The 12,292-nt window shown below is 59.2% G+C and carries 11 protein-coding genes; 7 read left to right on the top strand and 4 right to left on the bottom strand.

The window, feature by feature from the left end; all coding sequences use genetic code 11:
- Positions 1-7: 7 nt before the first annotated feature.
- The 4 genes from scpB to rnm form a co-directional block, all read right to left on the bottom strand.
- Entirely contained in the window at positions 8-580 is a 573-nt protein-coding gene (scpB, locus tag OKC31_RS02395; protein ID WP_270656173.1) for an SMC-Scp complex subunit ScpB, read from the bottom strand.
- On the bottom strand, positions 564-1,433 hold the full coding sequence (locus OKC31_RS02400) for a segregation and condensation protein A (RefSeq protein WP_270656176.1): 870 nt from the start codon (positions 1,431-1,433) through the stop codon (positions 564-566). The genes scpB and OKC31_RS02400 overlap by 17 nt, the downstream gene beginning before the upstream one ends.
- Positions 1,426-2,046, bottom strand: a complete 621-nt coding sequence (locus OKC31_RS02405) for an L-threonylcarbamoyladenylate synthase (protein ID WP_005338129.1) — start codon at positions 2,044-2,046, stop codon at positions 1,426-1,428. The genes OKC31_RS02400 and OKC31_RS02405 overlap by 8 nt, the downstream gene beginning before the upstream one ends.
- 225 nt (positions 2,047-2,271) lie before the next feature.
- Positions 2,272-3,153 (bottom strand): RNase RNM, encoded by an 882-nt coding sequence (rnm, locus tag OKC31_RS02410; protein ID WP_270656179.1) that lies wholly within the window; start codon positions 3,151-3,153, stop codon positions 2,272-2,274.
- A gap of 436 nt (positions 3,154-3,589) precedes the next feature.
- On the opposite strand from rnm, the gene OKC31_RS02415 reads away from it, so the two are divergent.
- The 7 genes from OKC31_RS02415 to OKC31_RS02445 all read left to right on the top strand — a co-directional run.
- The gene (locus OKC31_RS02415; protein ID WP_270656181.1) at positions 3,590-5,224 is read left to right on the top strand and encodes an anthranilate synthase component 1; all 1,635 of its coding nucleotides are present in this window, start codon (positions 3,590-3,592) and stop codon (positions 5,222-5,224) included.
- A complete protein-coding gene (locus tag OKC31_RS02420) occupies positions 5,217-5,816 on the top strand; it encodes an aminodeoxychorismate/anthranilate synthase component II (protein WP_005359135.1) in 600 nt (199 codons plus the stop codon). The genes OKC31_RS02415 and OKC31_RS02420 overlap by 8 nt, the downstream gene beginning before the upstream one ends.
- A gap of 10 nt (positions 5,817-5,826) precedes the next feature.
- The gene (trpD, locus tag OKC31_RS02425; RefSeq protein ID WP_113738847.1) at positions 5,827-6,855 is read left to right on the top strand and encodes an anthranilate phosphoribosyltransferase; all 1,029 of its coding nucleotides are present in this window, start codon (positions 5,827-5,829) and stop codon (positions 6,853-6,855) included.
- Positions 6,855-8,351, top strand: coding sequence for a bifunctional indole-3-glycerol-phosphate synthase TrpC/phosphoribosylanthranilate isomerase TrpF (trpCF, locus tag OKC31_RS02430; protein WP_270656320.1), 1,497 nt, complete (start codon positions 6,855-6,857; stop codon positions 8,349-8,351). Before trpD ends, trpCF begins: the two co-directional genes overlap by 1 nt.
- A gap of 47 nt (positions 8,352-8,398) precedes the next feature.
- Positions 8,399-9,592 carry a tryptophan synthase subunit beta gene (trpB, locus tag OKC31_RS02435; RefSeq protein WP_005338139.1) on the top strand — a complete coding sequence of 398 codons (1,194 nt, stop codon included), beginning with the start codon at positions 8,399-8,401 and terminating at the stop codon, positions 9,590-9,592.
- A complete protein-coding gene (gene trpA, locus OKC31_RS02440) occupies positions 9,589-10,395 on the top strand; it encodes a tryptophan synthase subunit alpha (protein ID WP_211028533.1) in 807 nt (268 codons plus the stop codon). Before trpB ends, trpA begins: the two co-directional genes overlap by 4 nt.
- 441 nt (positions 10,396-10,836) lie before the next feature.
- The coding region (locus OKC31_RS02445) for an SIR2 family protein (protein ID WP_270656183.1) at positions 10,837-12,292 on the top strand (1,456 nt) is incomplete at its 3' end.

Raw genomic sequence — 12,292 nt, forward strand, 5'->3', positions numbered from 1 at the left:
GCGCCATTCACCGGGCATCGCTATCCCCGTCCACCGCAGAGGGCAACAGGGGTTGCAGCTCCGGATCCAGCTCAGGGAGCTGCTCCAGACTCTGCAGATTAAAGTAATCCAGAAACTCTCTGGTGGTGGCGAGCAGCTCGGGGCGACCTGCCACCTCTTTGTGGCCAATGCTGCGCACCCAGCCACGCTCTTTCAGGGTATTCACTATCTGGCTCGACACCGCCACCCCGCGGATCGCTTCGATCTCGGCCCGGGTGATGGGTTGGCGATAGGCGATCAGGGTCAGCGTCTCCATCACGGCGCGCGAATAGCGCGGCGCACGCTCGCTCCAGAGCCGCGAGAGCTCCTCGGCATACTCCTGACGCGCCTGAAAGCGCCAGCCGGAGGCGACCTCTTTGAGCTCGACGCCTCGCGAGCTGTAATCTTGCCTGATCTCGGCCAACAGCAGCTGAACATAGCGACTGGTCACCGGATAATCGGCCAGCACGCTGCTTTTCAGCTCGCTGACATTGAGCGGACGACCGGCCACAAACAGCGCCGCTTCGATCAGAGTCTTGAGTCGTTCAGTGGGCAGCGCCACGGTTGCCCTCCTCGCTCTGCTCGGCCAATGCAAAATGGATAGGACCGAGTGGTTCTGCCTGCAGGATCCAGATCAGTTGCTCCTTGCACAGCTCCAGCAGGGCCAGAAACGTCACCAATACCCCCATGCGCCCCTCTTCGGCGCGCAGCACCTGCTCAAGGCGCAGGGTCTGCCCCAGCGTGAGCATGGCGAGGATCTCCGCCATGCGCACCCGGGTCGGGATCTGTTCGCGGCGGATCTGGTGATGTTCGAAATGAGTCGCGCGTTTTACCACACTTTGCATGTAAAGGGCGAGCTCAACCAGCGAAACATCGGGCGCCAGTGGCTTGAGGGCGCCAAAATCGGGGGGCAGGGCGGCCGCGATATAAATCTCCCGCTCCACCCGTGGCAGCTCATTGACCTTCTCTGCACCTACCTTGTAGCGCTCGTACTCCTGCAGGCGGCGGATCAGGGTCACCCGCGGGTCTTCCCCCTCCTCTTCATCCTCCAGCTCCGGTGCCTTGGGCAGCAGCAGACGGGATTTTATCTCCGCGAGCCAGGCCGCCATCAGCAGATATTCGGCCGCCAGCTCAAGGTTGAGCCCCTGCATCAGCTCCACGTACTCCATGTACTGGGCAGTGATCTGCAGGATTGGCAGGTTGAGGATATCGAGCTGCTGGCGCCGGATCAGATAGAGCAGCAGATCGAGCGGCCCCTCGAAGGTATCGAGGAACACCTCCAGCGCATCGGGCGGGATGAACAGGTCCTGGGGCAGCTCGTGATAGGGCTGCCCCAGGACTTTCGCGATGGGTAGTGCGGCGCCAATCCCCGTCTCGGCGGAAGGGACTGTCACCGGTTCAGTGACATCACTCAAACGGGGTCGGATCCCCGGCGCCGCGACGACGCAATACCGGCTCGTCGTCAGAGAAATCGACCACTGTGGTGGGCTGCTCGCCCAGATAACCACCGTTGACCACCAGATCGATCTGCTTGCCCAGCTTGTCGAAGATCTCTTCCGGGTCAAACTCGGCCATCTCGGAGTCCGGCAGGATCAATGTGGTGGAGAGCAGCGGCTCGCCGAGGGCTTCCAGCAGTGCCTGGGCAATCTTGTTGTCCGGCACCCGGATGCCGATGCTCTTTTTCTTCTCGTTCATCAGGCGGCGCGGCACCTCTTTGGTCGCCTTGAAGATGAAGGTGTAGGCGCCCGGGGTGTTGTTCTTGATCAGGCGAAATGCGCTGTTGTCGACCTTGGCGTAGGTGGAGATCTCGGAGAGATCGCGGCACACCAGGGTGAAGTCGTGGTTGGCGTCGAGGCGACGGATGCGGCAGATGCGCTCCAGCGCGCCCTTGTCACCCATCTGGCAACCCAGCGCATAACCGGAGTCGGTCGGATAGACGATGACGCCGCCGTTCTGGATGATCTGTACCGCTTGACCGATCAGACGGGCCTGGGGGTTTTCCGGATGTACGTAAAAATGCTGACTCATAGCTTGTTCTCGCAATGGGGGCAGCAATACCTGCCCGCTCGTATGGTCACGGGTCAAAGACCCATGACACTACCTTAACCTGTTTGTGGCCGCTTCGCTGGCGCCGTTACCGGCTCGCCAGCAGCTCGGCTTGTTGCTCGGTGGTGAGCCCAAAGTGACCGGGATAGGCCAGCCACACTATGGGAATCCCCTCTTGCCGGCTTGTTCCCTATTTCGCTGGCGCCGTTACCGGCTCGCCAGCAGCTCGGCATGTTGCTCGGTGGTGAGCCCAAAGTGACCGGGATAGGCCAACCAGACTGGCATGCCTTCCTTTGGCAACCAGAGGTGGCGGCCCAGCTCGGTCCAGTTGGAGGGGAAGTGAAAATCCGATCCCACCGAGATATAGAGGTCGTGATCCTTGGCCCACTGGCCCAGATTGGCCCGCTCCTGCGGGCTCTGCTGAGGCAATGAGACCTCCATGGCATCGCCACCGGCCGCCTTGAAGGCCACCAGCAGCCGCTTGATCCACTTGGCGGTGAGATCGTAACGGCTGGGGTGGGCCAGCACCGCCAGCCCACCGGCGGCGTGAATGGCGGTAATGGCTTCGCTCATCTCGGGCCACTCGGCCGGGGCATAGCCTTTATTGCCACGGCTCAGGTACTTTTTGAATACCTTCTGCATGTTGTCGGCCACCCCGCGTGCCACCAGCACCCGGGCAAAGTGGGCACGGGTCACGGCAGCATCACCGGCGAGCTGTTTGGCCTCTTCATAGGTGCCGGGGATGTGGCACTTCTCCAGACGACGCCCGATTTCCAGCGCACGCGCCTCACGACGTGCCAGCTGACCGGCCAGAAAATCCAACAGCTGCGGATTTTTTTCATCCACCCCCAGCGCCACGATATGAATTTCGTGATGCTCCCAGCCGGTGGAGATTTCGACCCCGCTCACCAGCCGCAGCGGCAGTTGCTCGGCGTCGATAGTGCGACGCACCTCATCAAGCCCGGCGAGGGTGTCGTGGTCAGTAACTGCTAACACTTCGACCTGTTTTTCGGCGGCGCGGCGCACCAGTTCGGCCGGGCTCAGCACCCCGTCGGAGGCAGTGGTATGGCAGTGAAGATCGAATCTCATCAGGTTATTCCGCTCTCGTGGTCAGGTCACCATTCATGGCAAATCGGTGAAAGAAGGCTAAAAAGCGACTTGACTTGGCCGCGGCTTTATCGTTTTCTGTAGGCACTTCATTGCAAACATCTTTTTACAGGACTTTATCATGCAAACGACTTCCATCCTGACCATCTGGTGGTGGCACACTCCCTGACATGCGGGCGTGTGGTCGTTGCTGTACCTGTAATCTGACAGCAAATTAAGAACCCAAAGAAAAAGCCCGCTGACCCCAGCGGGCTTTTTTATTATCCGGTAAATGGACCTGTGATGAAACCGAGAATTCAGACAAGCAAGCTGACCTGGCGATGGCGCCCCTGAACCAGCCACCCCGGACCAATTAAATTTCTAAGGAATTCAACGTCATGAACATCGGTAAACAGCATCACACGCAAGGGAACGCACTATGACAGCCACACATCGCCTTCCTCTGGGTGAATTCGATACCCTCAAACTCAACGCCCCCTATGTGGCCGACCCGCTGGCGCTCTATACCCGCCTCTGTCAGGGCCGCCCCAACAACCTGCTGCTGGAATCGGTCGAGATCGACTCCAAGGCGGGTAAACAGAGCCTGCTGCTGGTCGATGCCTGCCTGCGCATCGAGTGCCGTGGTCGCACCGTGCGGGTGCGCAGCCTGAACGACAACGGCGCCCAGTTGCAAAGCCTGCTGGCCGAGCGGCTGCCTGCGGTGGTGGCTCGTTCGCTGGTAGATGGCGAGCTGCAACTCGACTTCCCGGCCTCCGATCGGGAGCTGGACGAAGATTCCCGCCTCAAGGGGAGCAGCGTGCTGGACGTACTGCGCACCCTGCAGCGGGAGCTTGATTGCCAGTTGGGTAAAGAAGCCCTGTTTATGGCGGGCAGCTTCGCCTACGACCTCATCGCCTCTTTTGAAGATCTGCCCGAAGTGCCACAGGGGAGCAACGACTGCCCCGACTACTGCTTCTACGTGGCCGAGACCCTGATCACCATCGACCATATCGAACGCACCACTCAACTGCTGGCCTGCATCTTTGGCGGCGACAGCGACGAAAGCCAGGTGGAAGACAGATACACCCGCCTGACCGAACGGCTCACCGACTTCAAACAGATTTGCCAGCAACCTCTAAGCGCCGAGCTGACCACCCAGCCCCTGACCGGTGGCATGAGCGTGGACAAGAGCGACAAACAGTTCTGCGCCGAGGTAGAGAAGCTCAAGGGCTTTATCCGCCGTGGCGACATCTTCCAGGTGGTGCCGTCCCGCTGCTTCTCCCTGCCCTGCCCCAGCCCCCTGGCCGCCTATCGCCGCCTCAAGCAGACCAACCCCAGCCCCTACATGTTCTACGTGCAGGATGAGGGCTTCACCCTGTTTGGCGCCTCCCCCGAGAGCGCGGTGAAATTCTGCGCCGCCAGCCGCGATGTGGAGATGTACCCCATCGCCGGTACCCGCCGCCGCGGTTTCAACCCGGATGGCAGCATCAACCGGGATCTCGATGGCCGCATCGAGCTGGAACTGCGTCAGGACGAAAAAGAGGTGGCCGAGCACCTGATGCTGGTGGATCTGGGCCGCAACGACATCGCCCGCATCTCGGAGCCCGGCACCCGCTACGTCAAGGAGCTGCTGAAAGTGGATCGCTACAGCCACGTGATGCACCTGGTCTCCAAGGTGGTCGGCACCCTGCGCTCCGACCTTGACGCCCTGCACGCCTATCAGGCCTGCATGAACATGGGCACCCTCACCGGCGCGCCGAAGATCCGCGCCAGCGAGCTCATTCGCATGGTGGAAGGCAAGCGCCGCGGCAGCTACGGCGGTGCGGTTGGCTACATCAACGGCGCAGGCGAGATGGATACCTGCATCGTCATTCGCTCGGCGTTTGTCAAAGAGGGCGTGGCCCACGTGCAGGCCGGTGCCGGTGTGGTCTATGACTCCAAGCCGCAAGCCGAAGCGGACGAAACCCGCGCCAAGGCGGCCGCCGTGCTGGCCGCCATCGCTGCCAGCCATGGCACCTCCCTGCAAGCCCTGAGCGCCCAGCAGGAGCAACATAAGGACGTGAGCCATGACTAACATCTTTCTGCTCGATAACTTCGATTCATTTACTTACAACCTCGTCGACCAGTTCCGCTCCCTCGGTTATCCGGTGCGGATCTACCGCAACAGCCTGCCGGCCAGCCGCATCATGAGCGAGATCGCCGCCTGCGAAGGGGACGCCGTGCTGGTGCTCTCGCCGGGGCCGGGCGCCCCCCACGAGGCGGGCTGCCTGATTGATCTGATCAAGCTGGCCCGCGGTCAGGTGCCCATCCTCGGTATCTGCCTCGGTCATCAGGCCCTTTGCGAAGCCTACGGCGGCACCGTCGGGGCGGCAGGCGAAATTGTCCACGGCAAGCGCTCCCTGATTGAGCACAACGGCCACGGCGCCTTCGCCGGTCTGCCGAGCCCGCTGCCGGTGGCCCGCTACCACTCGCTGGTCGCCACCTATGTACCGGAAGAGCTGACGGTGATTGCCCACTATCAGGGGATGCCCATGGCCATCGAGCAGCAGGATGAGCGGGTACTGGGCTTCCAGTTCCACCCGGAATCCATCATGACCTCGGAAGGGGCCCGTCTGCTGACCCAGGCGCTCGCCCATATCACCCGTCCAGAAAGCAGTGTGCGGTAAGGAGACCAACATGCATCAACATCTCAACACCCTCTATCAGGGTCAGTCTCTGAGCCGTGAAAGTACCCGTGACGCCTTCGGCCAGGTGGTTCGTGGCGAAGTGGATCCCATCGTGCTCGCAAGCCTGCTGACTGCCCTCAAGATCAAGGGGGAGACCCCGGAGGAGATCGCCGGCGCCGCCGAGGCCCTCTTGGCAGAAGCGCGCGACTTCCCGCGTCCGGATTATGAGTTTTGCGACATCGTCGGTACCGGTGGCGATGGCCTCAACACCATCAACGTCTCCACCACCTCGGCGCTGGTCGCCGCCGCCTGCGGCCTGAAAGTGGCCAAGCACGGCAACCGTTCGGTCTCGAGCAAGTCGGGTTCGAGCGATCTGCTCGATAAAATGGGCATCAAGCTCGACATGAGCCCGGCGCAGGCGCGCCGCTGTCTGGATGAGCTCGGCATCTGCTTCCTGTTCGCCCCCCAGTACCATGCCGGGGTGCGCCACGCCATGCCGGTGCGTCAGGCCCTCAAAACCCGCACCCTGTTCAATGTGCTGGGGCCGCTCATCAACCCCGCTCGCCCCACCTATCAGCTGATGGGGGTCTATGCCCCCGAGCTGGTGCGCCCCATCGCAGAAACCCTGCTGGCACTGGGGCTGAAAACCGGTATGGTGGTGCACGGTGCCGGGCTGGATGAAATTGCCATTCACGGCCCGACCCAGGTGGCCCAGATCCGTGACGGCGAGATCCGCGAGTTTCTGTTAACCCCGGCTGACTTTGGCCTTGAGACCTATCCGGTCAGCGCCATTCAGGGTGGGGAGCCTGAAGAGAACCGCGCCATCACCGCCGCCATTCTGGAGGGGCGTGGCACCCCGGCCCACAACGCCGCCATTGCCGCCAATGTGGCGCCACTGCTGCTGATGGCGGGCAAGGCGACCGATCTCAAGAGCGCGGCGGCCGAGGTGCTGGCGGTGCTGGCGAGCGGCAAGGCAGCGGATCTGGCTGCTCGGCTGGCTACTCTGAGCCATCAGGAAGCGGGCCATCAGGAGGCATGATGTCAGCCACCATGTTGCACAACAGTCATTCAGAATGCCCGCAGGGCAAGAGCCAGTTTCGCAAGGATAACGAGATGTCAGACCTTATTGCCCCCCATGCTTTTCTGAACATGGCCTCCATCAGCCAGACCATCCTCGGCAAGATCGTGGCGGCCAAACAGGAGTGGGTTGCCGCTCACAAACTGGCCCAGCCGCTGGAGAGCTTCCAGAGCACGCTGACCCCCAGCGATCGGGATTTCGTAGGCGCCCTCAAGGCGGGCTCCACCCGCTTTATTCTGGAGTGCAAGAAGGCCTCCCCCTCCAAGGGCTTGATCCGCGACGATTTCAGCCCGGAGGCCATCGCCGACATCTATGGCAAATACGCCACCGCCATCTCGGTGCTGACCGACGAGAAGTTCTTTCAGGGGGATTTTACCTTTTTGCCGCGGGTGCGTAGCCGCGTATCGCAGCCGGTGCTCTGCAAGGATTTTATGATTGACCCCTATCAGGTCTATCTGGCCCGCCACTATCAGGCGGACGCCATCCTGCTGATGCTCTCGGTGCTCACCGACGAGGGGTATCGCGCCCTGTTCGCGGTGGCCAAGGAGCTGGGGCTGGGTGTGCTGACCGAGGTGAGCAACGAGGAGGAGCTGACCCGCGCCATCGCGCTGGGGGCGCCGGTGATTGGCATCAACAACCGGGATCTGCGCGACTTGAGCGTCGATCTCAACCGCACCAAACAGCTGGCTAAAGATATTCCGAGCGATCGGGTGGTGATCAGCGAGTCCGGCATCAATCACCGCGCTCAGGTGGCGGATCTGCGCCACCACGCCAAGGGCTTTCTGGTGGGCTCGTCATTGATGGCCGAGCCGGATTTGGAAGCGGCTGTACGCAAGCTGATACTGGGCCAGAACAAGGTGTGCGGCCTGACCCGCGCCGAAGATGCCGCCGCCGCCCATCAGGCGGGCGCGGTGTTCGGCGGCCTGATCTTTGTGGCCAAAAGCCCGCGCTATGTAGACATCCCCGCCGCCCGCGCCGTGATGGCGGGTGCGCCGCTCGCCTATGTGGGGGTATTTCGCAATGCCCAGCCCGCCACCATCGCCAAGACGGTGGATGCGCTGGGGCTCTCTGCAGTGCAGCTGCATGGGGATGAGGATGCTGCCTATATCGAGGAACTGCGCCCACTGCTGCCAACTGGCTGCCAGATCTGGAAAGCAATTGGCATCACAAGTTGCGAGCCGCTGCCCGCCCTCGACTACCCGGCCGATCGCCTGCTGCTGGATACGAAAGTCGGCAGCCAGAGCGGCGGCACCGGTCAGGCGTTCGACTGGGCCATGCTGGCCACGCTCGACAAGAGCAAACTGATGCTGGCGGGGGGCCTTAATCCCGACAACGCCCTGCAGGCGGCGCAAGTGGGCTGCCTCGGCCTTGATTTCAACTCCGGGGTGGAGAGTGCCCCGGGCCAGAAGGATACGCACAAGATTGCAGCCGCCTTCGGCGCACTGCGCAACCTGTAACGCAACCCTTTTTGATGTTTCGATTTAGCTAATACAAGGAAGAAGCCATGACCCTGCTCAACCCGTTTTTCGGTGAATTTGGTGGCATGTATGTACCCCAAATCCTTATCCCGGCCCTGCTCCAGCTGGAAAAAGCCTTTGTCGATGCCAAGGATGATCCGGCCTTTATCGCCGAGTTTCAGTCCCTGCTGACCGAGTATGCCGGTCGCCCGACGCCGCTCACCCTGACCCGCAATCTGACCAAGGGCACCAAGACCCGCCTCTATCTGAAGCGTGAAGATCTGCTGCACGGCGGCGCCCACAAGACCAACCAGGTGCTGGGTCAGGCGCTGCTGGCCAAGCGGATGGGCAAGAACGAGATCATCGCCGAAACCGGCGCCGGTCAGCACGGCGTAGCAACCGCACTGGCCTGTGCCCTGCTCGGCCTCAAGTGCCGGGTCTATATGGGCGCCAAGGATTGCGAGCGCCAGAAACCCAACGTCTTTCGCATGAAGCTGATGGGCGCCACCGTTATCCCGGTGCACTCAGGCTCCAGCACCCTGAAAGATGCCTGCAACGAGGCGCTGCGCGACTGGGCCGCCAACTACGAGTCGGCCCACTACCTGCTCGGCACCGCGGCCGGTCCGCACCCCTTCCCCACTATCGTGCGGGAGTTCCAGAAGATGATCGGCGAAGAGGCCAAGGCCCAGTGCTTCGAGAAAGAAGAGCGCTTGCCCGATGCGGTGATTGCCTGCGTCGGCGGTGGGTCGAACGCCATCGGCATGTTTGCCGACTTTATCGATGAGCCGTCGGTGCGCCTCATCGGCGTCGAGCCGGGTGGTCACGGCATCGAGAGCGGCGAGCACGGTGCGCCGCTCGGTCACGGTAGCAAGGGGGTCTTCTTTGGCATGCACTCCTACCTGATGCAGGACAATCAGGGGCAAATTCAGGAGTCCTACTCCGTCTCGGCGGGGCTGGACTTCCCCTCCGTCGGCCCGCAACACGCCCATCTGGCCGCCATCGGCCGCGCCGAGTACCCCTCAGTGACCGACAAGGAGGCGCTGGACGCCTTCCAGGAGCTGGCCAAATCCGAAGGCATCATCCCGGCGCTGGAGTCCTCCCACGCGCTGGCCCATGCCCTCAAGATGGCCCGCAGTGAACCGGAAAAAGAGCAGGTGCTCATCGTCAACCTCTCCGGCCGTGGCGACAAAGATATCTTCACCGTTGCCGATATTTTCGAGAAAGAAGGAACCTTGTCATGAACCGTTACGCACAACTCTTCTCCCGTCTGGACGAGGCCAATCAGGGTGCCTTTGTGCCGTTCGTGATGCTGGGTGACCCCACCCCCGAATTGTCACTGGCCATCGTCGATGCGCTGGTCGCAGGGGGCGCCGATGCCCTCGAGCTCGGCATTCCCTTCTCCGATCCGGTGGCGGACGGCCCCACCATTCAAGGCGCCGCCCTGCGCGCATTTGCCAGCCACACCACCCCGGATGACTGCTTCGAGCTGCTTGGCCGCATCCGCGCCAAGTACCCCCAGCTGCCCATTGGCCTCTTGGTCTACGCCAACCTGGTCTATGTGCGCAAAATTGACGGCTTCTACGAGAAGTGCCAGCAGGCTGGCGTGGACTCGGTGCTGGTCGCCGACGTGCCGGTACAGATGTGCGCCCCCTACAAGGCGGCCGCCGACAAGTTTGGCATCGACAGCATCTTTATCGCCCCGCCCAATGGCGACGCCGAGACCCTGAAACAGGTGGCGGAGCTCGGCAATGGTTACACCTATCTGGTGAGCCGTGCGGGCGTCACCGGTGCCGAGACCAAGGCCGGCATGCCAGTGGAGGGGCTCATTAACACACTGCGCGAGTTCAAGGCGCCCCCCGCCCTGCTCGGCTTTGGCATCAGCGAACCGGCTCAGGTGCGTGAAGCCATCGCCGCTGGCGCCGCCGGTGCAATCTCCGGCTCCGCCGTGGTGAAGATCATCGAGACCCACCACCATAACCCGGAACATATGCTCACTCGTCTGAAAGAGTTTGTGGAAGGGATGAAGGCGGCGACCAATCGATAAAGAATGACATTGGCCAAATGCTATTGGCCGTGAGTGATCCGGCTGCGTATCCGCCTCACGCACAGGTGTATCGCTGCATCACCACATCAAAGGGAGCCTGACCGGCTCCCTGTCTTTTTATCTCGCTTGCACCCGCTTGCAGCTCCCGGCTGTTTGCCCCCTCTCCCTCCGGGAGAGGGCTGGGGTGAGGGCGGCTTTGCATTCCCAACCAAATGAGTTGCTAAATACAAATGCCACTGATGACTAATTTTTTGATCTGGAACAGATTTCTATCAAAGCCCTCTTCTCATTTTCTCTTCGGCCATTAAGATATTCAAACGAGCATCACCTCTCGAACGAGAGAACACTATAGAAATGATATTTAGTAAGCGTAATAAGGTAAGGGGTGATATTTTATAGTATTTCTCATATGACAGAAACGACTTACACAAGGTTTAGGGAATGGATAAGATCTCACTGCAATATAATGTTTCTGATTTAGCTAAGTTTATGCAAAAAGCTAAGGATGGCAATAAGCCTTTTGTTTTTTTCACTGGTGCCGGTTGCTCAGTTACAGCAGGAATTCCTCTTGCAAAAAGACTAACTGAGGAAATGCATAAATGTTTTGAAACCGAGCTTAAATTGCTTGTTGGTGCTGATCGCGAAGACTACGGTAAGTGCATGGCCCAAATTGGTCGTGATGATCGTAGGCGTTTTCTTAAGAGCTATATTGATCAAGCGAAAATTAATTGGGCTCATATTGCCTTGGCATGCCTGCTACGAGAAGGCTACATTAGCCGCGTGTTAACATTTAATTTTGATAATTTATTAGCTCGTAGCTGCGGGCTATTAGGTTTGTACCCCGCGACTTATGACTTTACAGCTGCCAATTTAAACTTATATCACTTGATTGATAATCCTGCTATTGTTCATCTTCACGGACAAAGCCATGGTTTTGCTCAGCTCAATTCTGATAAAGAAACTGCGGAACATGCTGCACAATTGAGCCAATTTTTATGTGCAACATTAAATGAATCCCCAGCATTGTTTATTGGTTACAGCGGGCAAGCTGACGCATTTTTTCCACAGATAAAAAATCATTTTTCAGGCCAGCATCGACTATTTTGGGTCGATATGCAAGAGCAAGCGCCCACGCATATTTCTGACTCTATTTTAAAAACAAGCTTAGCCTATTATATGTGCTGTGCAAATGGAGCTGATTTATTCTTGATCGAACTAGCTCAACAGCTAGATTGTTTTCCTCCAATGATTATTACTGATCCATATGCTCACTTGCTCGAAGAGCTAGATGCAGTCACTGATTATCCACAATATCATAATGAAAATATAGTCCATCCAGTGGTTCAATTAGAAGATAGCCAATCTGTTTCGATAGCAACTCAAGATATTTTGCAAGAACTACGGCAACGCCTCATGCAAGCACAAAAAGTAGAGCATGATGCACAACGTCCAAACTATCTTGAATTGTTCTTACAAGGTAAATATCAGGATATTATTGAGCAATCGGTACAACTCAGACCTAAAAATGTTACTGAAGAAGTCTGGGTTGCCAAAGCCTATTTCAACTGTGCACTTAAGCAAACCAGTCTTGCACAAGAAATCAATGTGTATGACGAACTCATCCAGCTTTTTGGCACCAGCGATGCTCCCGCCCTGCAAGAGCAAGTGGCCAAGGCTCTGTGCAACAAAGGTGTGACGTTAGGCCAGCTAGGCCGTTCAGAAGACGCAATCACGGTATATGACGAGCTAATCCAACGCTTTGGCACCAGCGATGCTCCCGCTGTGCAAGAGCAGGTGGCCAAGGCGCTGCGCAACAAAGGCGTGACGTTAGGCCAGCTAGGCCGTTCAGAAGACGCAATCACGGTATATGACGAGCTAATCCAACGCTTTGGCACCA

This window comes from Aeromonas sp. Y293-4, from assembly GCF_027705905.1.
GTDB lineage: Bacteria > Pseudomonadota > Gammaproteobacteria > Enterobacterales > Aeromonadaceae > Aeromonas > Aeromonas veronii.